This is a genomic window from Brachybacterium vulturis (assembly GCF_043641765.1).
GTDB lineage: Bacteria > Actinomycetota > Actinomycetes > Actinomycetales > Dermabacteraceae > Brachybacterium > Brachybacterium vulturis_A.
Genome location: NZ_JBHZRO010000002.1, coordinates 61,531 through 84,916, shown reverse-complemented (window position 1 = coordinate 84,916; position 23,386 = coordinate 61,531). Strand labels below are relative to the sequence as shown.

The window sequence follows — 23,386 nt, the reverse complement described above, 5'->3', positions numbered from 1 at the left end:
CCGGGTACCCTGACCCGCAAAACCCCCTGACCCCCCGGCGCAAAACCCAGACCGTTGGCGACACGCCGGGGGGGGGGGGCCCCGGGGGGGGGCCCCCCCGCCGCCGTGGGAGAGGGATCGCTCAGCGCGCGGCGCTGCCCTCGACGTAATCGGAGTCGATCGCCTGGGCGCTCCAGGAGAACATCTTGCGCAGGTCGCGGCCGACGGTCTCGATCTGATGCGTGGACTCCTCCTCGCGCAGCTTCGTGAACTCGGGCGCGCCGGCGTCCTGGTCCTCGATGAAGCGCTGGGCGAAGGCGCCGCTCTGGATGTCCGCGAGGACGTCCTTCATGGCCTGCTTGGTCTCGGCGGTCACGATCCGGGGACCGGAGACGTAATCGCCGTACTCAGCGGTGTCGGAGATCGACCAGCGCTGCTTGGCGATGCCGCCCTCGAACATCAGGTCGACGATCAGCTTGAGCTCGTGGAGCACCTCGAAGTAGGCGATCTCAGGCTGGTAGCCCGCCTCGGAGAGGGTCTCGAAACCGGCCTGGACCAGGTGGCTCATACCACCGCAGAGCACGGCCTGCTCACCGAACAGATCGGTCTCGGTCTCCTCGGTGAAGGTCGTCCTGATGACGCCGGCTCGAGTGCCGCCGATGCCCTTGGCATAGGAGAGCGCCAGGTCCCAGGCGGAGCCGGTGGCGTCCTGCTCGACGGCGACGATGTCCGGGATGCCGCGGCCGCCCACGAACTCGCGGCGCACCGTGTGGCCGGGGGCCTTCGGCGCGATCAGCAGCACATCGATGCCCTCGGGGACCTCGATGTAGCCGAAGCGGATGTTGAAGCCGTGGGCGAAGGCGAGCGCCTTGCCCGCGCTCAGGTGCGGCTGGATGGACTCCGCGTAGACCTTCCTCTGATCCTGGTCGGGGGTGAGGATCATGATCAGATCCGCCCACTCGGCGACCTCCGCCACGGTGCCGACGGTCAGGCCCTCCTCCTGGGCCTTGCCGGCGGACTTCGAACCCTCGCGCAGACCCACCCGGACCTCGACACCGCTGTCGCGCAGGTTCAGCGCATGGGCGTGGCCCTGGGAGCCGAAGCCGACGACGGCGACCTTCTTGCCCTGGATGATGGACAGGTCGGCATTGTCGTCGTAGTAGATATCAGCCACGTTGTGCTCCTTCGTGATGGGGTACGGGCGCTAGGTCGATCCTATCGCCGAGTGTCTTGAATCGTGAGCGGGCATCTCACCTGTGAAGACCCGCGTCGGGGAGAGTCAGTTCAGCAGGCTGCGGTCGGTGATCGCGCGGCCGCCGCGGCCGATCGCGACCTCGCCGGACTTGACGATCTCGCGGATGCCGAAGGATTCGAGCATCCCCAGCAGTGCGGTGAGCTTGTCCTGGGTGCCGGTGGCCTCGACGGTCACCGAGTCGGCGGCCGCATCGACCACCTTGGCCCGGAACATCTGCACGATCTCCAGCACCGAGGTCCGCGTCGCGTTGTCGGCGGTGACCTTGATGAGGATGAGCTCGCGCTGCACCGTGGAGCGGGCGTCGAGCTGGACGATCTTGAGCACGTTCACCAGCTTGTTGAGCTGCTTGGTGATCTGCTCGAGCCGGTGCTGCTCGACGTCGACGACCACCGTGATGCGGGAGATCTCCGGATGCTCGGTGGGTCCCACGGCGAGCGAGGCGATGTTGTAGCCGCGACGGGAGAACAGCGCGGTGACGCGGGTGAGCGCACCGGGCTTGTTCTCCACCAGGACCGAGAGGGTCTGGCTGCCGGGAGTCATCACGTAGTCCGTGGTGCTCGTCGTCGATGCGGTCTGTGCTGCGTTCTGGTCGGTCACGTTCGTGGTCATGATCAGATGTCCCTCTCCCACTCGGGGCTCATTCCCTGCGCGATCTGGATCTCGTCGTTGGAGACGCCGGACGGCACCATCGGCCAGACCATCGCGTCGGCGCTGACGGTGAAGTCCACCACCACGGGGCGGTCGTTGATCTCCATCGCCTGGGCGATGGTCGCGTCGATGTCCTCATCCCGTTCGCAGCGCAGCCCCGCACAGCCATAGGCATCGGCGAGCTTGAGGAAGTCCGGGACACGCCGGGAGCCGTGCCCGGTGTTCAGGTCGGTGTGGGAGTAGCGCTGGTCGTAGAACAGGTTCTGCCACTGGCGCACCATGCCGAGGCTGGAGTTGTTGATGATCGCGACCTTGATCGGGATGTCGTTGATGACGCAGGTCGCGAGCTCCTGGTTGGTCATCTGGAAGCAGCCGTCGCCGTCGATGGACCACACCACCTTGTCCGGCTGGCCGACCTTCGCGCCCATCGCCGCCGGCACCGAATAGCCCATGGTGCCCAGGCCTCCGGAGTTCAGCCAGGTGTACGGGTTCTCGTACTTGATGAACTGCGCGGACCACATCTGGTGCTGCCCCACGCCCGCCACGAAGATCGAGTCCGGGCCGGAGATCTCGCCGATCCGGGAGATCACCTTCTGCGGTGCGGTGAAGCCGTCCTCGGTCTCGGTCCAGCCCAGCGGGTAGTTGTCCCGCAGCATCCTCAGGGTGTTCCACCAGGTCGCATAGTCCCGGGTGTCCGCGGCGGCGAGACGCTCCCGCAGCTCGCCGGTCAGCGCCCGGGCGACCTCGGCGGCCTCGCCCACGATCGGGACGTCTGCCGTGCGGTTCTTCGAGATCTCCGCGGGATCGATGTCCGCGTGGACGATCTTCGCCGAGGGGGCGAAGGACTCCAGGACCCCGGTGACGCGATCGTCGAAGCGCGCCCCGATGTTGACGATCAGATCCGAGCGCTGCAGCGCCGAGACCGCGGAGACCGTGCCGTGCATGCCCGGCATCCCCAGATGGCTGGGGTGGGAGTCGGGCAGTGCGCCGCGCGCCATCAGGGTGGTCACGAAGGGCGCGCCGGAGACCTCGATCAGCTCACCGACCTCTTCGGTGGCCCGGCCGCGCAGCACGCCGCCGCCGAGCAGGAAGACGGGGCGCTTGGCCTCCAGCAGCAGCGAGACCGCCTCGCGGATCTGCTTGCTGTGCGGACGGGGCGTCGGGCGGTAGCCGGGCAGCCCCAGGCCCTCGGGCCACACGAAGTCGGTCATCGCCTGCTGGGCATCCTTGGTGACGTCCACCAGCACCACGCCGGGCCGACCGGTCGAGGCGATGTGGAAGGCCTGCTTGATCACCAGAGGGATGTCGTCGGCGTTCTTGACCAGGAAATTGTGCTTGGTGATCGGCATCGTCATCCCGACGATGTCCGCCTCCTGGAAGGCGTCGGTGCCGATGAAGGCCGACCCCACCTGGCCGGTGATCGCGACCATCGGGATCGAGTCCATCTGGGCGTCCGCGATGGCGGTGATGAGGTTGGTGGCGCCGGGCCCGGAGGTGGCCAGGCACACGCCGACCTTCCCGGTCGCATGGGCGTAGCCGCTGGCCGCGTGTCCGGCGCCCTGCTCATGGCGGACCAGCACGTGGCGCAGGCCCTCGGCGTCCATCAGCGGATCGTAGGTGGGCAGGATCGCACCGCCGGGGAGGCCGAAGACGACCTCGGCCCCGGCGTGCTTGAGGGACTCGACCAGCGCTTTGGCGCCGGTCATCTGCTGTCCGTTCATCGGAACTCCTTCGTCGTCTCGGACGGTGGTCGTGGCGGTGCACTGCGGGTGGTCCCCTCCCCTGCTCCCGTGACCCGGCCGGAACACGAAAAAGCCCCTCCGCCTGGGGCTGGGGAGGGGCGCGGGTGACGTGCTCGTGGAACGAACGGGCGTCAGCCGCGCTCGGTGACTACGAGGATCGTCGTGTGCATGACCTCACCATAGCCCGCCCCGGCAAGAACGCCTGCCGGGTCCACCATGCGGACGCCGTCGGCTGCGGGCAGGCCGCGGCGCCCGATCCGCCGGAGGGACGGGCGCCGCGGTGCGGGTCGGCGGTCATCGTCAGTCCAGCGGCCGACGGGTGGCGCCGTAGGTGGCCGAGCGCACCAGGTGCGCGTAGACCTTCAGGGCCTGGGAGACCTGGCGCTCGCGATGCGCGGGACGCCAGGGCAGCGGGCCCTTCGCCGCGCGGCGGCGCTCGATCTCCGGCTCGGGCACGTCGAGCTCGAGCAGACGCTTGTCGACATCCATGATGATGCGGTCGCCGTCCTCGATCAGACCGATCAGCCCGCCCTCGGCGGCCTCCGGCGAGATGTGCCCGATGGAGACGCCGCTGGTGCCGCCCGAGAAGCGGCCGTCGGTGATCAGCGCGCAGGTCCTGCCCAGCCCGCGACCCTTGAGGAAGGAGGTGGGGTAGAGCATCTCCTGCATGCCGGGGCCGCCCTGGGGGCCTTCGAAGCGGATCACCACCACGTCCCCGGCCTGCACGGTCTTGTCCAGGATCTTTTGGACCGCCTCCTCCTGGGAGTCGCAGACCACTGCGGTGCCCTCGAAGTGGAAGAGGTCCTCGGTGATCCCCGCGGTCTTGAATACGGCGCCGTCCCGGGCCAGATTGCCCTTCAGCACGGCGAGCCCGCCGTCCTTGGTATAGGCGTGCGGGACGGAGCGGACCACGCCGTCCTCGCCGTCGGTGTCCAGCTCGTCCCAGGTGTTCGTGGTGGAGAAGGCCTGCGTGGTGCGCACCCCTCCGGGGGCGGCGTGGAACAGGGCCTCGGCCTTCTTCGAAGCGGTGCCGCCGCGGATGTCCCACTCGGCGAGCCAGCTGGACAGGTCCGGGGAGTGCACGGTGTGGACGGTGTGGTCCAGCAGGCCGGCGCGGTCCAGCTCACCGAGGATCGCGGGGATGCCGCCGGCGCGGTGGACGTCCTCGACGTGCGCGGTGCCGTTGGGGGCGACCTTGGACAGGGTGGGCACCAGCCGTGAGATGCGATCGATGTCGTCCAGGGTGAAGTCGACCCCGCCCTCGATCGCCACAGCGAGGATGTGCAGGATGGTGTTGGTCGAGCCGCCCATCGCCACATCCATCGCCATGGCGTTGGCGAACGCGGCCCTGGTGGCGATCGAGCGCGGCAGCACCGACTCGTCCTCGTCCTCGTAGTAGCGCTTCGCGAGCTCGACGATCTTCCGACCGGCCTCGAGGAAGAGCTCCTTGCGGAAGGCGTGGGTGGCCAGCGTGGTGCCGTTGCCGGGCAGGGACAGGCCCAGCACCTCGGTGAGGCAGTTCATCGAGTTCGCGGTGAACATTCCCGAGCAGGAGCCGCAGGTGGGACAGGCGTTCTCCTCGACCTCGGCGAGCTGCGCGTCGGTGATCGAGTCGTCTGCGGACAGCGCCATCGCGTCGACCAGGTCGATGCGGTGCTCGGTGACGCCCTCGATCGGCTTGCCGGACTCGGAGGGGCCGCCGGAGACGAAGACGACGGGGATGTTCAGGCGCATCGCGGCCATCATGTGCCCGGGGGTGATCTTGTCGCAGTTGGAGATGCACACCAGGGCATCCGCGGTGTGGGCGCCCACCATGTACTCGATCGAGTCGGCGATGAGGTCGCGGCTGGGCAGCGAATAGAGCATCCCGCCGTGGCCCATCGCGATGCCGTCGTCCACCGCGATGGTGTTGAACTCCTTGGAGACGCCGCCGGCCTCCTCGATCGCCCCGGCGACCAGGTCGCCCATGTTCTTGAGATGAACATGGCCGGGCACGAACTGGGTGTACGAGTTCGCGATCGCGATGATCGGTTTCCCGAAGTCGCCGCTCTTCATGCCGGTGGCGCGCCAGAGGGCGCGCGCGCCTGCCATGTTGCGGCCGTGGGTGGAGGTGCGGGAGCGGAGCTGGACCATGGCGACATGCTACGCCGACATGCGAGATGCGGGTGTCAGCATCCGGACAGCGGACGGGGGCACCGCGGGGCACAGTGGATCGTCAGGATCCGTACCACTTGCCTCTCAGCACTGGTTCAGATCCTGACGATCCCTGCTGCGGCCACCGTCTGCGGCGCCTCTGCGGCGCAGGGGCGCTCAGCTGACGCCGAGCTTGTCCATGATGATCTCGCGCACGCGGCCGGCGTCGGCCTGCCCGCGGGTGGCCTTCATGATCGGGCCGATCAGAGCCCCGATCGCCTGCACCTTGCCGCCCTGGATCTTGGCGACCACATCCGGATTGTCAGCGATCGCCTGATCGACGGCGCCGGTGAGCACCGAGTCGTCGGAGACGACCGCGAGGCCCTCGGCCTCGACGATCGCGGCCGGGTCGCCCTGGCCGTCGAGCACCTTCGTGAGGACCTGCTTGGCGATCTTGTCGTTGATCTGCGTGCCGTCCACCAGGCCCTGCAGCTCGGCGACCTGGGCCGGGGTGATCGCGAGCTCGGGGAGATCGACCTCACGGTCCTTCGCGATGCGGGCCAGCTCGCCCATCCACCACTTGCGGGCGCTCTGGGCGCTCGCACCGGCGGCGACGGTGGCCTCGATGAGGTCGAGGGCCTCGGCGTTGACGACATCACGCATCTCGAGGTCGCTGAAGCCCCACTCCCCCTTCAGCCGGCGACGGCGGGCGGCGGGCAGCTCGGGCAGCGCGGCGCGGATCTCCTCGACCCACTCGCGGCTCGGCGCCACCGGCACCAGATCGGGCTCGGGGAAGTAGCGGTAGTCCTCCGCGTCGGACTTCGGTCGGCCCGAGGAGGTGCCGCCGGTGTCCTCGTGGAAGTGACGGGTCTCCTGGATGATCGTCTGCCCGGCGTCGAGCACCCCCGCCTGGCGGGAGATCTCAAAGCGCACCGTGCGCTCGATCGAGCGGAACGAGTTCACGTTCTTGGTCTCGGTGCGGGTGCCCAGCTCGGAGTCCGGGGTCGCCCGCAGGGAGACGTTGATATCGGCGCGGACGTTGCCGCGCTCCATCTTCGCCTCGGAGACGTCCAGCGCCCGGAAGATGTCGCGCAGGGTGCGCACATAGGCGGCGGCCACCTCGGGCGCGCGTCCCTGGGTGTCGGGGATCGGCTTGGTGACGATCTCGACCAGCGGCACGCCGGCGCGGTTGTAGTCGACCTGGGAGTGGGTCGCGCCGTGGATCCGTCCGGTGGCTCCGCCGACATGGGTGTTCTTGCCGGCGTCCTCCTCCATGTGGGCGCGCTCGATCTCGACCCGGATGATCTCCCCGTCGTCCAGCTCGACGTCGACCCAGCCCTCGTAGGCGATGGGCTCGTCGTACTGCGAGGTCTGGAAGTTCTTGGTCAGGTCCGGGTAGAAGTACTGCTTGCGCGCGAAACGGCAGGTCTCTGCGATCTCGCAGTTCAGCGCCAGGCCGATCCGGATCGCGTACTCGACAGCCGTGCCGTTGACCACCGGCAGCGAGCCGGGCAGGCCGAGCGAGGTGGGCGTGATCGCGGTGTTCGGCTCCGCGGCGAAGATGTTCGGCGCGCCGTCGAACATCTTCGTGGCGGTGCCCAGCTCGACGTGGACCTCGATGCCGAGAACGGGGTCGTAGCGGTCGATCGCGTCGTCGAAGTCGACGAGGTCGATGTCCGTGGCAGTCATCAGTGCGCTCCTCCGGTGAGCTCGGGGGCCTTCGCCAGCAGCGGTCCGCCCCAGGCGTCTTCGAGCAGCGCCTCCAGGGCGCCGCCCACTCGGTACAGGCGCTCGTCGGCCCGGGCCGGAGCCAGGAACTGGATGCCGGCGGGCAGGCCGTCCTCGGCGAGGCCGCTGGGCAGCGAGATGCCCGGCACGCCCGCGAGGTTGGCGGGGATGGTGGCGATGTCGTTCATGTACATCGCGGTGGGATCGTCGACCTGCTCGCCGAGGCGGAAGGCGACGGTCGGCGCGGTGGGCGAGGCGAGCACGTCGACCTGCTCGAAGGCGGCGGTGAAGTCGCGCTGGACCAGGGTGCGGACCTTCTGGGCGCTGCCGTAGTAGGCGTCATAGTAGCCGGCCGAGAGGGCGTAGGTGCCCAGCAGGATGCGGCGCTTGACCTCGTCCCCGAAGCCGGCGCCGCGGGTGGCCTTCATGACGTTCTCGGCAGTGGGGTGATCCTCGGGGACGACCCGCAGTCCGAAGCGCATGCCGTCGAACTTCGCGAGGTTGCTCGAGGCCTCCGACGGCATGATCAGGTAGTAGGCACCCAGCGCGTAGGTGAAGTTCGGGCAGGAGACGCGCACGATCTCGGCGCCGGCGCTCTCGAGCTGGGCCAGCGACTCGACGAAGCGGGCGCGGACCTCGGGGGCGAAGCCCTCGCCCTCGAGCTCCTCGATGACGCCCACGCGCAGGCCCTTGACGTCCTGGGCGCGGGCCGCCCGGGCGAAGGCGCCGACGGGGTCGGTGAGGGAGGTCGAGTCGTGGGGGTCGTGGCCGGCGATGAGCTCGTGCAGCAGCGCGGAGTCCTCGACCGTCCGGGTGACGGGACCTGCCTGATCCAGCGAGCTGGCCATGGCGATCAGCCCGTAGCGGGAGACCGATCCGTAGGTGGGCTTCACGCCGACGGTGCCGGTGACGGCGCCGGGCTGGCGGATCGAGCCGCCGGTGTCGGTGCCGATCGCGAGCGGGGCCTCGTAGGAGCCGACGGCCGCGGCCGATCCGCCGCCCGAGCCGCCGGGGATCCGGTCGCGGTCCCAGGGGTTGCGGGTGGGGCCGTAGGCGCTGGACTCGGTCGAGGAGCCCATCGCGAACTCGTCCATGTTGGTCTTGCCGAGGATCGGCAGGCCTGCGGCCCGGAGCTTGGTGACCAGGGTCGCGTCGTAGGGCGGGAGCCATCCCTCGAGCATCTTCGAGCCCGCGGTGGTGGGCTGGGCTCGGGTGACCACGACGTCCTTGACGGCGATGGGCACGCCGGCGAGGGCGTGCAGCTCCTCACCGGCGGCGCGGCGGGAGTCGATGTCCTGCGCGGTGGCCAGGGCCGCATCGGTATCGACGTGGAGGAACGCGTTCAGGTCGCCGTCGACGGCGGCGATCCGGTCCAGATGGGCGCGGGTGAGCTCCTCGGAGGAGGTCTCCCCCGCGCGCAGCGCGGCGGCCTGGGCGGCGGCGCTGGTGCGGATGAGGTCGTGCTGCGGTGCGTCGGTCATCAGGTCACTCCTCCCCGAGGATCTGCGGGACGGCGAAGCGGCCGTCCTGCGCCTCAGGAGCACCGGCGAGCGCCTGCTCCTGGGTCAGCGTGGTCTCGACGACGTCCTCGCGGAAGACGTTGGTCATGGCAATGGGGTGGGACGTCGCGGGAACATCCTCGGAGGCGACCTCGGAGACGGAGGCGACAGCGTCCATGATGGAGTCGAACTCGCCGGCGAAGCGGTCGATCTCCTCATCGGTGAGCTGGATCCGTGCGAGGTCGGCGAGGCGTGCGACGTCATCTCGTCCGATCGAAGGCATGAGGGTCATTCTAGGCCGGGGAATCGGGCGCGGTGCGCACCCGGTAGTGGTAGCCGCCGATGCGCCGGAAGCCGAGGCTCCGATAGAGGGTGCGTGCGGGGGTGTTGTCGACCTCGACCTCGAGCAGTGCGCGGCGCGCGCCCTGGACGGCGGCGAGCGCGAGCAGGGTGGTGGACAGGGACCGGCCGAGCCCGCGACGACGCTCGGGGGGATCCACAGCGATCATGTTCATCACCACCAGGGTCTCCTTGCCCGCACCGATCAGGGCGGCGCGGCCGACGGCGGCGTCCGCCGTCCCGCCGGCGGGGAGGCGGACCTGGATCGCGGGCGTGCCGGCGAGGATGTCGTGCATCGTCTCGCGGGCGTGCTCGCCCTCGCGCGGGGCCAGGCGCCAGGCCGCCGCGAACCATTGCTCGTCCAGGGCGCCGGTGGAGATCACGGCCGAGGGGTGGGGTCGGGGCAGGGCCCCGGTCAGCGGCAGTTCGAGGATCTCGCTGGCACCGGCGGTCGCGTCACCCCGCTCGGCGAGCAGCGTCTCCAGCGCGGGCGGGGTGACCCCCTCGAGGATGCGGTGGGTCGGGCTCTCCCCCGCCATCGCGACCAGCGACTCCACCCGGGCGAGGGCGGCGGCGAGCTCCTCCGCGGCGGTGGGCGGCTCGAGCGCGAGGATGCTGTGGGCGCGGCGGGTGATGCCGCGCGAGCGCAGCATCGCGAAACCCTCGGTGTCCAGACGCTGCAGCGGCTGCCAGCCGGCGATCAGCGCCTCGGCGAGGCGGGTGCCGGTCAGCGGGCGCAGGTCCGGGGCGGAGGCGGGGCGGCGGGAGCGGCGGTTCACCCCCATGAGCCTACCCAGCCCGCGGCGGACCGCGCCCGGCGCCTTCGATAGACTGTTCCCTCACCCGCCCTGGAAGGACCTCGAGATGTCCCTCGACCCGCACAGTGATACCCACACCTTCGGCCCCGAGGACGGGGCCCAGCAGCCGGTGGACCCGAAGCTCCGCGAGGCCCAGGAGCTCGAGGCGCGGATGCGCCGGGCGCTGGCCACCAAGGAGGATCCGCTGCACGACGACGAGTCGACCTCGGAGCGGCTGCGCCGCCTCGCGAGCGAGGGTGCGCGGAGCGCGGAGAGTGCGGACGAGGCACCCTCGCAGCCCTGACTCCGGAGCGGCTCCCAGGTCCCCGGGGCCCGGACGTCGGACCGGCTTGCCACACTGGGGGCATGGACTCCACCTCCCCCATTCTGCAGGACGAGGCGCTCGAGGCGCTGCGTGCCCTGACCGGCCGCGCCGAGGCGACCTTCCACGCCGGCCAGTTCGAGGCGATCGCGGCGCTGGTCGAGCAGCGCCGCCGCGTGCTGGTGGTCCAGCGCACCGGCTGGGGCAAGTCCGCGGTGTACTTCCTGGCCGCGCTGCTGCAGCGTCGCCGCGGCTCCGGACCGGCGCTGATCATCTCCCCGCTGATCGCGCTGATGCGCGATCAGGTGGCGGCCGCACGGCGCGCCGGGGTGCGGGCCGAGGCGATCAGCTCGGCGAACCCCACCGAGTGGGCCCAGATCGAGCAGGCGCTGGACGGCGACGAGATCGATGTGCTGCTGGTCTCCCCCGAGCGGCTGGTCAATCCTCGGTTCCGCCAGGAGCAGCTGCCGCGCCTGGTGCAGCGCTGCGGGCTGCTGGTGATCGATGAGGCCCATTGCATCTCCGACTGGGGCCACGACTTCCGCCCCGACTACCGCCGGCTGCGGGACCTGGTCTCCGAGCTCGGTCCCGAGGTGCCGGTGCTGGCGACCACCGCGACGGCGAACAGCCGCGTGGTCGAGGACGTCGCCGAGCAGCTGGAGGTCCAGGGCGACGGAGCCTCACCCGTGCTCACCCTGCGCGGCGCGCTGACCAGGGACTCGCTGCGGCTGGGCTGCCTCTCCCTGCCCGATGACCGGGCGCGCCTGGCCTACCTGGTGGAGCATCTGGACCAGCTGCCCGGCTCGGGCATCATCTACACCCTCACCGTCTCCGCCGCCGAGGACCTCGCCGCCCTGCTGGACCGACCTCAGCGACGCGTGCGCGCCTACACCGGGCGCACCGATGCCGAGGAGCGCGCCGAGCTCGAACAGGCGCTGAAGGACAACGAGGTCAAGGCGCTGGCCGCGACCAGCGCGCTGGGCATGGGCTTCGACAAGCCCGATCTGGGGTTCGTGGTCCACCTGGGGGCGCCGAGCTCGCCGGTGGCCTACTACCAGCAGGTGGGGCGTGCCGGGCGCGCCACCGACACCGCGGAGGTGCTGCTGCTCCCGGGTCGGGAGGACCGCGCGATCTGGGAATACTTCGCGACCGCGTCGATGCCCTCGCAGGAGAGTGCGAGTGCCGTGCTGGGCGCCCTGGCCTCCGCGGACCGACCGCTGTCCACCCCGGCGCTGGAGGCCCGGGTGGACGTGCGCCGCACCGCGCTCGAGCTGCTGCTGAAGGTGCTCGCGGTCGACGGCGCGGTGCAGAACGTCAAGGGTGGCTGGATCTCGACCGGGACGCCGTGGACCTATGACGGGCAGCGGTACGAGAACGTCGCCCGGGCACGCCGTCAGGAGCAGCAGGCGATGCTCGAGTACGAGCGGCTGCAGCCCGGGGATCCTCAGCAGTGCCGGATGATGTTCCTTGCCCGCCAGCTCGATGATGACACCGCGACGCCCTGCGGCCGCTGCGACGTGTGCGCCGGGCCCTGGTACCCCCTGCCCGGTGCACCGGCCGAGGGCGTGCAGGACGCCGCCGCACAGCGGGTCTCCGCGGTGCTGGACCGGGTGGGCGTGCCGGTGGCGCCGCGGGCGCAGTGGCCCCAGGGCCTGGACCGGCTGGGGGTGCTCGACGAGAGCGGGAACGTCCCCCGGGGGAACATCCCGGCCGCGCTGCGGGCCGAGGAGGGCCGGGCGCTGGCCCGCACCTCGGACCTCGGCTGGGCGGGGGTGCTGCGCCAGGTGCTGGCCACCGATGAGGAGGGCCGCCCGATCGACGCCGAGGTCCCGGGCGTGCTGGGACGGCGGATCATCGAGGTGCTCGCCGCCTGGGACTGGCAGCAGCGCCCCGCCGCGGTCGTCGCGGTCCCCTCGCTGACCCGGCCGCAGCTGGTGGGCTCGCTCGCCGCCGGGATCGCCTCCGTGGGTCGGCTGACGGACCTCGGCCGGCTCGGGCTGGGTCCGCAGGCCGCTCCCCTGCGCTCCGGCGGCAACAGTGCCTTCCGCCTCGCGGATCTGTGGGACCGCTTCGTGGTCACCGCGGAGCTGCAGCAGTCGCTCGCGGGGCTCGACGGCGCCCCGCTGCTGCTGGTGGACGACACCATCTCCTCGCGATGGACGATGACGGTCGCGGCCCGCGCGCTGCGAGGGGCGGGCGCCGGGCCGGTGCTTCCGCTCGCCCTGGCGCTGGAGGCCTGAGGCCGGGCCCGGACGGGCCCGGCCTCGCGATCGGATCAGCGTGGAGGCGTGCTCACCGGGCTGTCGGCTCCTGCCCCTCCGGGGCCGACTGCTCCTGCGGTTCCGGCGGCGCGTCCGGGGCCGGCGCGACCGCCTCCGCGCCGCCCTCGAGCAGGGCCACGAACCCGTTCTCATCGAGGATCCTCAGGCCCAGGTCTCGCGCTCTGCTCTCCTTCGATCCGGCGTTCTCCCCGACCACCACGAAATCCGTCTTCTTCGAGACGGAGCCCGAGGCCTTGCCACCGCGGGTGATGATCGCCTCCTTGGCACCGTCCCGGGTGAAGCCCTCCAGCCCACCGGTGACCACGACGGTGAGACCGTCCAGGGTCTTCACGAAGCCCTCGGCGACCTCGTCCGCCATCCGCACCCCGGAACGGGCCCAGCCGTCGACCAGCTCGCGATGCCAGTCCTCCGCGAACCATTCGACGACAGCCTCGGCGATGGTCGGGCCGACCCCGTCGGTGTCGGCGAGCTGCTCGATGCTCGCCGCACGGATCGCCTCCATCGAGCCGTAGGCCGTCGCGAGCGAACGGGCCGCGGACGGGCCCACGTGGCGGATCGAGAGGGCCACCAGCACTCGCCACAGCGGCTGGTCCTTGGCCTTCTCGAGCTCCGCCATCAGCACCTCGGTGGACTTCAGCACTACCGGCTCCTTCACCGGCCGCCAGCTGCCTTCGCGCTTGTAGTAGTTGAACTGCGGACGGGACCAGAACGCAGGCTGGATCCGCCAGTCCCCCGTCGGCTCGCCGTCGCGCCGCTCGGGCTGCCAGACGACCACGTCCCGCAGCGCCTCGGGGGTGAGGTCGAAGAGGTCCGCGCCGGTGGAGATCACGCCCTGCTGCGCGCCCGGCAGCAGCGGATCCTCCGCCGCGGTGATCCGCAGCAGCGGGACACCGTCGGTCCCGGCGGTGACCTCCCCGTTCTTCACCACGACGAACTGCTCGAGCTCCGTCTCGACGATGTCGCGGATCGGCAGGTGGACGCTGTGGCCGGCGGCGAGCGCGGCGAGCGCCTCGCCACGGCGCTTGTCCGGATCGGTCAGCGCGATCGCGCTCTCCTCTCCGAGCGATTCGATGTCGAAGGCGCCACGGGAACCGGCGTGCTCGACCCGGCCGGTGACCTGAGCGGGACATCCGCGCTGATTGGGACAGCGCCAGTCCTTGTCGCCCTCCTTCTCGGGGCGGATCTCGGTGCCGCAGGCCGGACATGCGGTGGGCATCACGAACGGACGCTCGCTGCCGTCGCGGAGTGTCGGCACGGGGCCGAGGATTTCGGGGATCACGTCACCGGCCTTGCGGAGCACGATGGTGTCCCCGATCAGCACGCCCTTGCGCTCCACGTCGAACTGGTTGTGCAGCGTCGCCTTCTCGACCGTGGAGCCGGCGACCTTCACCGGTTCCATGATCCCGAAGGGGGTGACGCGGCCGGTGCGGCCCACCTGCACCTGGATGTCCAGGAGCGTGGTGGTCACCTCCTCGGGAGGGAACTTCACCGCGGTCGCCCAGCGCGGGGCCCGGGAGGTGGAGCCGAGCGCCCGCTGCTGGGCGAAGGAGTCCACCTTGACCACGATCCCGTCGATCTCGTGCTCGAGGTCGTGGCGGTGCTCGCCGTGGTGCTCGACATAGGCCGCCACCTCGTCGATCGTGTCGACGACGGCGAAGTGGTCGCTGACGGGCAGGCCCCAGGAGGCCAGCAGCTCGTACATCTCGCTCTGGGAGTCCACCGGCGGGTCCGGCCAGGCGCCGAGGCCGTGCACGGTCAGGCGCAGCGAGGCCAGCCGCGCCTCCCCCGCCTCGCGCTCCAGGCCCTCCTTCTTCTCCAGCTGCTGACGCAGTCCGCCCGCGGCCGTGTTGCGGGGATTGGCGAAGGCCGGGAAGCGTCGCGTCGCGGCAAGCTGCTCGCGCTGCTCGTCGAAGGACTGGCGGCCGGTCGCCTGCCGCGCCTCCCAGCGGGTGCGGGACTCGGCGACGGCGCGCTCGCGCAGCTCCACCTGGAACTCGTTGAGGCGCTCGAAGTCCGCGGTCGGCATGAACACCTCGCCGCGCACCTCGACCAGGGCCGGGTGCCCGGTGCCGGTGAGACGCTGCGGGATGCCCTCCAGGCGCCGGGCATTGGCGGTGACGTCCTCACCGGTGCGGCCGTCGCCGCGGGTCGCCGCCGTGATCAGCTCGCCGTGCTCGAAGCGGAGGTTGATGGCGAGCCCGTCGATCTTCAGCTCGGTGAGGAATCTCGCCTGCCCGCCGAGCTCCGCGGTGGCGTGGTCGCACCATTCGCGCAGCTCCTCGGGGGAGAAGACGTTGTCCAGGCTCTGCATGCGCTCGGCGTGCTCGATCGTGGGCAGGCCCGCCGCGGCCGCGCCGCCGACGGTGCGGGTGGGCGAGTCCGCGGCCGCGAGCTGGGGATGGGCCTGCTCGAGGCCGCGCAGCTCCTTCTCCAGCGCGTCGTACTCGGCATCGGCCATGGTGGGGGCGTCGTGCTCGTAGTAGTCGGCGCGGGCCTGCTCGATCTGCGCGGTGAGCTCGGCGATGCGCTGCTGCGCGGTGTCGGCCTGCTGTGCGGTGTCGGCCTGCGGTGAGGAGTCGGCGGCTGTGCGGGGTCCCTGCTCGTTCATGGTCACCGGAACATTGTGACGCACCGGGGCCGGCGGTGCCCGTCTCCGGGCTGCCGGGTGGGCGTCGGCTCAGGGAGCCAGTCGCTCCGCCCAGGCGGGGGCGGCCCGCAGCAGCGCCTCGAGCGCCGGCTCGTCCAGCAGGGTGGAGTTCTTCGGCTGCGCGGAGGGGTCGACGCGGCCGGAGTGGAGATCGTGCGAGGCGCCGGTCTGGGCGATCACCGCGACCCCGGCGGCGTCGGCATCGGAGTGGCCGAGCCGGCGCCAGGTCTCCAGCATCATCTCCAGCTCGGGCGCGAGGTTCCCGCCCGGGCGGGGATCCACGACCAGTTCGAGCACGGCGCCGGCGTCGCAGGCCTCGGCGATGCCCTCCCAGAGGGCGCGGCCGATGTCGGTGGACAGCGGCGGCAGGCGGCGCGGGGCGATCGCCAGGCGGCGGATGCCGGCATCGCGGGCGGCGTGCAGCAGGCGCAGATCAGCGCCGACGCCGACGGTGACCGCATCGGGGCCCAGCCCGTACTCCTCGAGCGCGACCATCAGGATCCGCCACAGCATCCCCACCTCCGGGGTCGGGACCGGATCGTAGCGGCGCCGTCCGGACGGGGTGGGGATACGGCCCTCGTGGACCGCTGCCACGGCGTCCTCGCGCAGCAGCACGTGCTGACGCGCACCGGGCACCCGCTCCGCCACCACGCCGAGGTGCTCGACGAGTCCTTCGGCCAACAGCATCGGCAGGTCACGGACCGCACCGGGATCACCGAGGGTCCGCTCCCCCGACTGCAGGAAGGTCGCCCCGGCGAGGGTGGCCGGGCCCAGCGCGGTGGTCATCAGCGGTCCCTGGTAGCCCAGCAGCGCGATCCGGGCGGCATCGAGCATCCGCTCCCGCAGCTCCCGGGCGTGCCGCCAGGCCCGTCCGGTGCCGGTGCCCAGCCGCCAGCCGTAGCTGACCAGGTCGCCCGTGGTGTCGGCGAGCAGGGCGAGGGTCGCGGGCAGCAGATGGTCGGTCTCGTCCAGGCCCAGGGCGGAGGGCAGGTACAGCCGGGTGGCGATCTGCTCCTCGGGATCGTCGCCCAGGAGGGCCCGCACCCGCAGCAGGGCGGCGAGGTACGGATCATCGGGCAGCTCGCGGCGCAGCGCCTCCTCGGGCGTGGGGGCCCGGAAGGTGCCGTCGCCGGTGAGGGTGACCAGTGGCTTCATGAGCGGCGCTCCAGGGTGGCGGCGGCGAGGACCCGGTCGGCGTCGTAGAGCACGAGCGTCTGGCCGGGGGCGACTCCGCGGATCGGGGTGCTGAGCTCCACCCGCAGGACGGCAGCGGCGGCGCTGTGCGCAGACTCGCCGGGGTCGCTTCCCGCGGGCGCGGAGGCGGTGGGGGGGACCTCGAGGATCCGGGCGGGGGTGGCCTCGCCGTGGGCACGGATCTGGGCGTGGACCCGGCGGCCCGCGTCGAGAGGCTCGAAGGAGATCACGTCCGTGGCACGCAGCTCGCGGGTGGACAGCAGCTCGGCAGCGCCGATCACGACCTGCCGGGAGGCGGGGTCGATGTCGACGACGTAGCGGGGGGCGCCGTCGGGGGCGGGCTGCTGGATCCCCAGACCCTTGCGCTGGCCGATGGTGAATCCGTGGGTGCCGCGATGAGTGCCCAGCACGTTCCCGTCGTCGTCGAGGACCTCGCCGGGCGCCTCGCCGAGGTTCCGCTCCAGGAAGCCGCGGGTGTCGCCGTCGGCGACGAAGCAGATGTCGTAGCTGTCGGGCTTGGTGGAGACGCCGAGACCGCGGGAGCGCGCCTCGGCGCGCACCTCCTCCTTGGTCTCGAACTCCCCCAGCGGGAACAGGGAGCGGCCCACGGCCTCCGGTCCCATCACGGCGAGCACATAGGACTGGTCCTTGGCCATATTGCGCGAGCGGTGCAGGGAGGGGGCGCCTTCCGGGCCGTCGGTGCGGATCGAGGCGTAGTGCCCGGTGCACACGGCATCGAAGCCCAGCAGCGTCGCGCGCTCCATGAGCGAGGCGAACTTGATCCGCTCGTTGCAGCGCACGCAGGGGTTCGGGGTGCGACCGGCGGCGTACTCGGACAGGAAGTCCTCGACCACCAGGTCGTGGAAGTCGTCCGAGAGGTCCCAGACGTAGTACGGGATGCCGATCTTCTCGGCGGCACGGCGGGCATCGGAGGCGTCCTCGACGGTGCAGCAGCCGCGGGACCCGGTGCGGGTCTGGTCACGGTTCTTCGACAGCGCCATATGCACCCCGACCACCTCGTGGCCGGCCTCGGCGGCGCGCGCCGCGGCGACGGCGGAATCGACCCCGCCGCTCATCGCTGCCAGCACCTTCATGCCTCGCCGCCTTCCTCGCGGATCGTCCCAGCTCCTGGATCCTGCGCGTCGAGTCTACGGAGATGCTGGGCCCCCGGCAGGTCCTGCGGACGTGAGATGTGCCCCGTCCGCGCGGTGCTCAGGGCCGCATCAGCGCGCCCACGGCGCGGGCCCGGACCAGCGCTTCGGGCAGCGCCGCCAGCAGGATCTCGATGTCACGGTCGGTGCTGGTCCAGCCCAGGGAGAGGCGCAGCGCCCCGCGCGCCTGCGCGTCGCTCACGCCCATCGCGGCGAGCACGGGACTGGCCTGCGTCACTCCGGCCGAGCAGGCGGAGCCGGCCGAGGAGTCGACCCCGCGCTCGTCGAGCAGGAAGAGCAGGGAGTCCGAATCCGCGCCCGGGAAGACGACGTGCACGATGTGTCCGGACTGCGGGGCCGTCTCCTCCAGGGTGAAGCGGGCCTCCGGGTCGATCCCGCGGATCCCGTCACGGAGCATCCGGGCCAGTCCGTGCAACCGCGCGGACTGCTCCTCGCGCTCGCCGAGTGCCTCCTGGAGCGCTGCGGCGAAGGCGGCGGTGTGGGCGGCATCCAGGGTCCCCGAGCGCACCCCGCGCTGCTGCCCGCCGCCGGTGCTGAGCGCCGCGAAGGGCACCCCGGGCCGGGCCACCAGCACCCCCACCCCGACCGGTGCGCCGAGCTTGTGCCCGGACAGCGACATCAGATCCACGTCCTGCCAGCTCGGCAGCGGCACGTGCCCCACGCCCTGGACGGCGTCGGTGTGCACCAGGGTGCCGTGCTCCCGGGCACGAGCAGCCAGTGCGGCGATGTCCTGCACGGCGCCGGTCTCGTTGTTCACCAGGGCTGCGCTGGCCACCCCCACCGTCCCGTCGGCCAGGGCGTCGGCGATCGCCGACGGGCGCAGAGCGCCGTCGCCGTCCACCTCCAGCTCGCGCACCTCGAACCCGCCGACCCCGGGTACAGCGTCCTGCTTCAGCGAGCGGGCGGTAGCGAGGACCGCGGGATGATCGGTCGCGGCGACCGCGACGGCGGTGCGTGAGGGGTCCTGCTCCTGCACGCCCCGGGGGACCGCGCGCAGCGCCAGGTTGTCCGCCTCGGTGCCTCCCGAGGTCATGATGACCCAGCTGCGCGGCACGTCCAGGAGGGCGGCGATCCGCGCCAGGGAGTCGTCGAGCACCCCGCGGGCGCGCCGACCCGAGGTGTGCACGGAGGAGGGGTTCCCCCGCACTGCGGAGGCCTCGAGGAAGGCATCCCGCGCCGCGGGGCGCAGCATCGTGGTCGCGGCGTGATCGAGGTACGCGCGCTCCTCACCGTCGTGCGTCGTCACTGCGTCTCCTCGTCCTCTCGTCCTCATGCTCCGCACCGCCGGCTCACCACGGCCTCACCGGATCGTCGGATGTCTCCCCGGGATCGTCGTCGCCGTCGCCCCCCTGGGCGTCGCGATTGCGCTGCTCGAGCTCGTCGTCCTTCTGCTCCTCCTCGGAGTCGCCGTCGGTGGGGGCCTCCTCCTCGGGCTCCCCGCCCTCCGGGTCCTCGCGAGTGGGATCCCCGGGATCCTGCTGACCGGGGGTCCCGGGCTGTTCGTCGCCACGGGCATCGGGATCGTTGCCGGCCTCCTCATCGGCCTCGCGGCGCTTCTCCTCGACCCGTTCGCCGTTGCCCTCGGTGGTCTCGGAGTCCTCGTTGCCGGAGCCGCCACCGCCCTGGCCCTCGCCCTGCTGGCCCCCGCCGCCACCGGCGCAGGGGGCCAGCAGCTGCTCGGCCTCGAAGAAACGGTCGGCGCGCTGCTGCGGGTCCTCGAGGAGGTCGGCCTGACGCTCGATGGAGAGGGCGAGGTTGTTGAGGATCTTGCACTGGGCGTGCATCGGGGAGTTCAGGTCGCTGTGCGAGGTCCACTCCTGGAGTGCGAGCCTCAGCTCCTCCTCGGCCGCGGCGTCCTCGCCCTGCTGCAGCAGGGAGGTGCCCTTGGACAGGTGCGGCAGGTACGGCTCGAACCAGTTGGCGAACTCCACCGGGGCCAGTCGCTCCACGGCTGCGGAGTAGTCCCCGTCCTCGTAGGCGCCCAGATGCGTCGCCTGGGTGAGGGGCATGGACACGAAGCGGACCGCCAGCAGGGCCAGCAGCAGGAGCAGCGGCGAGAGGATCGCCAGGACGATGATCCGGGCCCGGCGCAGCCGCTTCACGTTCAGACCGAAGTCCTTCGGGCTGCCGCTGAGGTCCTGGGCGAGCGCGCCGCTGCGGGGCCCCGGTCCGGACGGAGTCCCGGTGCGCGGTGGCGGTGCCGGTGGTGTGCTCATCGCTGCGCTCCTGAGATGTCATAGCGGTCGAGCTTGCGCGGCAGGCGGTAGGTCATCTCCCCCAGCTCCCAGATCAGCAGTGCGGCCAGGGGGATCGAGGCGACCCAGTACCAGTCCTCGAAGCTCGCCACGTCCCGCCGCGATTCGCTCGGGACCGGGCGCAGCGTGATGTTCTCCATCGTGCCCTCGATCGGCGCCTCGGGATCGTCGCGGTGGAGGTAGGGGACGCCGAGCTGGTCGGCGATGGTCTGCAGCTGCTCCTCGTCGATGCGCGAGATGCCCTGCTGCCCGTCGGGGCCGGTGATGTACTCGCCGTCCTCAGCGCCGCCCTCGGCCTTCATCGGTCCGCCCTCCGCGGTGCCGTAGCCGAGCACCGCACCGCCGTCGATGAATCCCGCCGCCTGGCGGAAGGACTCCGCATCCTTCCCATCGGTGTTCTCACCGTCGGAGAGGACGTACACCAGCACGCTGGACTCGGGGTCCTCGCGCTTCGCCCCGGTGATCTCCACCATCAGCGGTGTCAGCGCACGGTCCACGTTGGAGCCCTGCGAATAGGCGGTGGGCTCGGTGGTGAGGGTGTCGATCCAGGCCGTCGCCGCCCCGGCATCGGTGGTCAGGGGGAGCTGCCGGGTGGCGGTGGAGTCGAAGGCGATGATCGAGTAGCGAGCACCCTCGGTCATCCCCATGATCCGCGTCATATCGGCCTTCACCCCGTCCAGCCGCGGCTGGTCACCCGCATAGTCCTCGGCGTTCATCGAGCCGGTGCGGTCCACCACGAAGAACACGTTGGCGTTCATCCGCTCGGTCTGCTCGCCCTCGATCGGGGTGACCGGACGCAGCGCCACCACCACCAGCAGCAGCACCATCAGCAGCCGGCGCCCCCACATGAGCCGCTGGCGCGGACGGCGCACCAGCAGCACGACGCACAGGGTCGCCATCGCGCCGCACAGCGGGATCAGGGCCCACAGGGGCATCAGGAGCTCGAGACGCATCAGCGGGTCCTCCATCCCAGCACCAGGATCCCCGCCAGGGCGAGGAAGGTCAGCACGAACCCGGTGGCGGGGTGATCGGTCCGCACCACCGTCGGCGTCGCTCCCATCACCTCGGCCTGCGTCTTCTGGATCTCGTTGATGATCGAGGGGATCGCCTCCGGGTCCGAGGACTGGTACAGCCCGCCGTCCTGGTCCGCGGTGGCCGCCTCGAGCTCCTCGAAGCAGCGCGGACCGCACTCGAAGGCCCCGGGATAGAAGGTGTACAGGTCGATCTCCCGATCGGCGACCCGCTGCGTCGCCTCCTCGAGGGTGAAGATCGGATCGCCGTTGACCTCGTTGTCGGTCGCGAAGATGATCGACCGCGAGCGGTCCTCCTCCGCCCGGTCGAAGACCTGTGCGCAGGAGGCGAGGCCGTCCGGGACGATCGAGGCCTCGTCGGGGATGCCGCGGGTGCCCTCCACGAACTCGACGTACTGGCGCACCTTGTCCTCGGAGTAGTCCCGGTTGCCCAGGCGATACCCGAACTCGTCGAAGTCGATCGCCTCGGCGCCGGCTTCCAGCTCCCGCTCGATGAGGTCGTAATCGTTGGTCAGCGGGAACACGGTGCGACTGGTCGAGTTGAAGATCGACAGCGCCACCCGCTCCCCGTCGAAGGTGTCCACCAGCTGCGCGAAGGTGTCGAGGATCTCGGCGTCGTACTCGTACATCGACCCGGACACGTCCAGGCACAGCACGATGTCCCGCGACGAGAACTCCGGGGTCTGGATGCGCTCGCTGGCGATCCTCCCCGACAGCAGCGAGGCGGCGATCACCGCGAACACGGCGATGCCCACCTGGAGCACCCGCACCACCCGGGCGGTGCGCTGGGCGCGCACGAAGCTGGGGATCCGGTCCAGGTAGCGCGAGTTCGCCACCAGCACCGGTGAGCGGCGCAGGGCCCGCCGGTTCCAGAAGCTGATCGCCCAGACCGCGAGCGCGGCCGCCAGGAGCAGCCCGGTGACCCACCAGAAGATCATGACCACGTACGGATCACCTCCCGCCCCCGGCGCACCGATGCCCGCAGGTCACGATCGGAGGACATCGCGAAGTCGGGCTCGTAGAGGTCCTCGATCAGCTCACCGACGGCTCGGGTGCGCGGATCGGCCAGCAGCGTCGCCAGATCCTGGCTGGTGACGTCGTGACCGGTGGTGCGGCGCACGAAGCGGCGCATCACCCCGGTGAGCTCGTGATGCCCCTCGCGGCTCTCCAGCTGCCCGGCCTCGTGGCGATCCGCGATGTCGTTGACCGCACGGAGGAACTCGGCCTTGAGCGCCTCGACGTCATCGGGCCGCCGGCGGTAGGCGATCCGCTTCTCGATCGCCCGGGTGATCTTCAGGGTGGCCACGATCAGGGCGATGATCACCAGCACGCACAGCACGGCGAGGATCACCCACGCGATCGAGTACTGGGGCGGGGTGATGATCTCCGGCGGCGCGGGCGCGGTCAGCAGCCCGGGTGCCGCGCCGAGCAGCGACGGCTCAGGAACGCGCATTGCGGTACTCCCTCGACCGCAGCAGGGCGATCATGTCGTCCACGACGGTGGTCTCCCCCTGGGTGAGCAGGTGGCTGACGTGCAGGCGGTCCAGCATCTCTGCGATGCCCTCCCGGCGGGCGCCGCGATAGGCCGCGACATCGCGTGCGACCCTCTTCGAGGTCCGCGCCAGGGAGGCGATCTCGCGCGGGGAGTCCACGTCGACCACCTCGGAGTCGAGCGAGGAGCCCTGCAGCGGGTCGGCGTCGGCGATCCGGATCACCATCACGTCGTGCCGGGTCGTCAGCCGACGCAGCAGCGTGAAGTCCTCGACGGTGGGATGGGCCTCGTCGGTGATGATCGTCATCAGCGTGGGCCGGGCGGTGACCCGGAAGGCGCGCTCGAGCAGCCAGGCGCTGTCTGCCGTCGCGGCGGCGGTGGTGGTCGCCTGCTGGGCGGTGCGCAGCAGCAGCTCGAGGTGGCCGTCGCTCGAGCGCGCCGGCAGCTGGATCGGCTGCTGCTCGCTTCCGGCGACCATGCCCACCAGGTCGCCGTTCTTCTGCGCCAGGAAGCAGACCATCCCGGCGGCCAGGATCATCGCGTCCCGCTTGGAGCTGCCGTCGGCGGCGGTGGCCGCCATCGCCGAGGAGGTGTCCACCACGACCGACAGGTGCCGCACCCGCTCCTCGTTGAACTGCCGGATCAGCGGTTCCCCGGACCGGGCGGTGGCCTTCCAGTCGATGTCGGAGATCTTGTCCCCGGGCTGGTAGTACTTCAGGTCGTCGAAGTCCTCGCCGCTGCCCTTGAACATCGAGCGCCCGCGGCCCTGGATGAGCCCGCGCGCCCGGTTCGAGGTGTGCAGATCGACCCGGGCCTTGACGCGGGTCAGCAGCGAGGTGGCCATGAGGTGGTGTCGCGCTCCGTCCTTGTC

19 protein-coding genes are annotated in these 23,386 nt (G+C 71.2%); 2 read left to right on the top strand and 17 right to left on the bottom strand.

The genetic code is table 11. The features are described from left to right. Nucleotides 1-121: 121 nt before the first annotated feature. From ilvC to ACHUEU_RS01800, 8 genes are all read right to left on the bottom strand, one after another. Nucleotides 122-1,153, bottom strand: a complete 1,032-nt coding sequence (gene ilvC, locus ACHUEU_RS01835; protein WP_394214177.1) for a ketol-acid reductoisomerase — start codon at nt 1,151-1,153, stop codon at nt 122-124. Between the two features lie 105 nt (nt 1,154-1,258). Beyond that, the gene (gene ilvN / locus ACHUEU_RS01830) at nt 1,259-1,774 is read right to left on the bottom strand and encodes an acetolactate synthase small subunit (protein WP_394214352.1); all 516 of its coding nucleotides are present in this window, start codon (nt 1,772-1,774) and stop codon (nt 1,259-1,261) included. A 71-nt stretch (nt 1,775-1,845) separates the two neighbouring features. Then, on the bottom strand, nt 1,846-3,690 hold the full coding sequence (locus tag ACHUEU_RS01825; RefSeq protein ID WP_463454933.1) for an acetolactate synthase large subunit: 1,845 nt from the start codon (nt 3,688-3,690) through the stop codon (nt 1,846-1,848). A 234-nt stretch (nt 3,691-3,924) separates the two neighbouring features. Then, nucleotides 3,925-5,757, bottom strand: coding sequence for a dihydroxy-acid dehydratase (gene ilvD / locus ACHUEU_RS01820; protein WP_394214175.1), 1,833 nt, complete (start codon nt 5,755-5,757; stop codon nt 3,925-3,927). 177 nt (nt 5,758-5,934) lie between these two features. Further along, entirely contained in the window at nt 5,935-7,446 is a 1,512-nt protein-coding gene (gatB, locus tag ACHUEU_RS01815) for an Asp-tRNA(Asn)/Glu-tRNA(Gln) amidotransferase subunit GatB (protein WP_394214174.1), read from the bottom strand. After that, nucleotides 7,446-8,966 carry an Asp-tRNA(Asn)/Glu-tRNA(Gln) amidotransferase subunit GatA gene (gatA, locus tag ACHUEU_RS01810; RefSeq protein ID WP_394214173.1) on the bottom strand — a complete coding sequence of 507 codons (1,521 nt, stop codon included), beginning with the start codon at nt 8,964-8,966 and terminating at the stop codon, nt 7,446-7,448. The genes gatB and gatA overlap by 1 nt, the downstream gene beginning before the upstream one ends. Nucleotides 8,967-8,970: 4 nt before the next feature. Further along, nucleotides 8,971-9,267: an Asp-tRNA(Asn)/Glu-tRNA(Gln) amidotransferase subunit GatC gene (gatC, locus tag ACHUEU_RS01805; protein ID WP_096802845.1), complete on the bottom strand. Its 297-nt coding sequence runs from the start codon at nt 9,265-9,267 to the stop codon at nt 8,971-8,973. Nucleotides 9,268-9,277: 10 nt separating this feature from the next. Further along, on the bottom strand, nt 9,278-10,102 hold the full coding sequence (locus ACHUEU_RS01800) for a GNAT family N-acetyltransferase (RefSeq protein WP_394214172.1): 825 nt from the start codon (nt 10,100-10,102) through the stop codon (nt 9,278-9,280). Nucleotides 10,103-10,187: 85 nt separating this feature from the next. Here ACHUEU_RS01800 and ACHUEU_RS01795 point away from each other — a divergent pair, with 85 nt between their 5' ends. Both ACHUEU_RS01795 and ACHUEU_RS01790 read left to right on the top strand, forming a co-directional pair. Continuing rightward, complete coding sequence (locus ACHUEU_RS01795; protein WP_394214170.1) at nt 10,188-10,424, top strand: hypothetical protein; 237 nt, start codon at nt 10,188-10,190, stop codon at nt 10,422-10,424. A 62-nt stretch (nt 10,425-10,486) separates the two neighbouring features. Further along, the gene (locus ACHUEU_RS01790) at nt 10,487-12,682 is read left to right on the top strand and encodes a RecQ family ATP-dependent DNA helicase (protein WP_394214169.1); all 2,196 of its coding nucleotides are present in this window, start codon (nt 10,487-10,489) and stop codon (nt 12,680-12,682) included. Between the two features lie 52 nt (nt 12,683-12,734). On the opposite strand, the gene ACHUEU_RS01785 is transcribed toward ACHUEU_RS01790, so the two are convergent. The 9 genes from ACHUEU_RS01785 to ACHUEU_RS01745 form a co-directional block, all read right to left on the bottom strand. Further along, nucleotides 12,735-15,053: an NAD-dependent DNA ligase LigA gene (locus ACHUEU_RS01785; protein ID WP_463454934.1), complete on the bottom strand. Its 2,319-nt coding sequence runs from the start codon at nt 15,051-15,053 to the stop codon at nt 12,735-12,737. Between the two features lie 348 nt (nt 15,054-15,401). Then, nucleotides 15,402-16,526, bottom strand: coding sequence for a hypothetical protein (locus tag ACHUEU_RS01780; RefSeq protein ID WP_394214168.1), 1,125 nt, complete (start codon nt 16,524-16,526; stop codon nt 15,402-15,404). Further along, complete coding sequence (mnmA, locus tag ACHUEU_RS01775) at nt 16,523-17,659, bottom strand: tRNA 2-thiouridine(34) synthase MnmA (protein WP_394214167.1); 1,137 nt, start codon at nt 17,657-17,659, stop codon at nt 16,523-16,525. Before mnmA ends, ACHUEU_RS01780 begins: the two co-directional genes overlap by 4 nt. 118 nt (nt 17,660-17,777) lie before the next feature. Further along, nucleotides 17,778-18,983, bottom strand: a complete 1,206-nt coding sequence (locus ACHUEU_RS01770) for a cysteine desulfurase family protein (protein WP_394214166.1) — start codon at nt 18,981-18,983, stop codon at nt 17,778-17,780. Nucleotides 18,984-19,026: 43 nt separating this feature from the next. After that, nucleotides 19,027-19,953: a hypothetical protein gene (locus ACHUEU_RS01765; RefSeq protein ID WP_394214165.1), complete on the bottom strand. Its 927-nt coding sequence runs from the start codon at nt 19,951-19,953 to the stop codon at nt 19,027-19,029. After that, nucleotides 19,950-20,945, bottom strand: coding sequence for a vWA domain-containing protein (locus ACHUEU_RS01760; RefSeq protein WP_394214164.1), 996 nt, complete (start codon nt 20,943-20,945; stop codon nt 19,950-19,952). Before ACHUEU_RS01760 ends, ACHUEU_RS01765 begins: the two co-directional genes overlap by 4 nt. Next, nucleotides 20,945-21,961, bottom strand: a complete 1,017-nt coding sequence (locus ACHUEU_RS01755) for a vWA domain-containing protein (RefSeq protein ID WP_394214163.1) — start codon at nt 21,959-21,961, stop codon at nt 20,945-20,947. The genes ACHUEU_RS01760 and ACHUEU_RS01755 overlap by 1 nt, the downstream gene beginning before the upstream one ends. Continuing rightward, nucleotides 21,958-22,476: a hypothetical protein gene (locus tag ACHUEU_RS01750; RefSeq protein ID WP_394214162.1), complete on the bottom strand. Its 519-nt coding sequence runs from the start codon at nt 22,474-22,476 to the stop codon at nt 21,958-21,960. Before ACHUEU_RS01750 ends, ACHUEU_RS01755 begins: the two co-directional genes overlap by 4 nt. Further along, nucleotides 22,463-23,359: a DUF58 domain-containing protein gene (locus tag ACHUEU_RS01745; RefSeq protein ID WP_394214161.1), complete on the bottom strand. Its 897-nt coding sequence runs from the start codon at nt 23,357-23,359 to the stop codon at nt 22,463-22,465. The genes ACHUEU_RS01750 and ACHUEU_RS01745 overlap by 14 nt, the downstream gene beginning before the upstream one ends. Between the last annotated feature and the right edge of the window lie 27 nt (nt 23,360-23,386).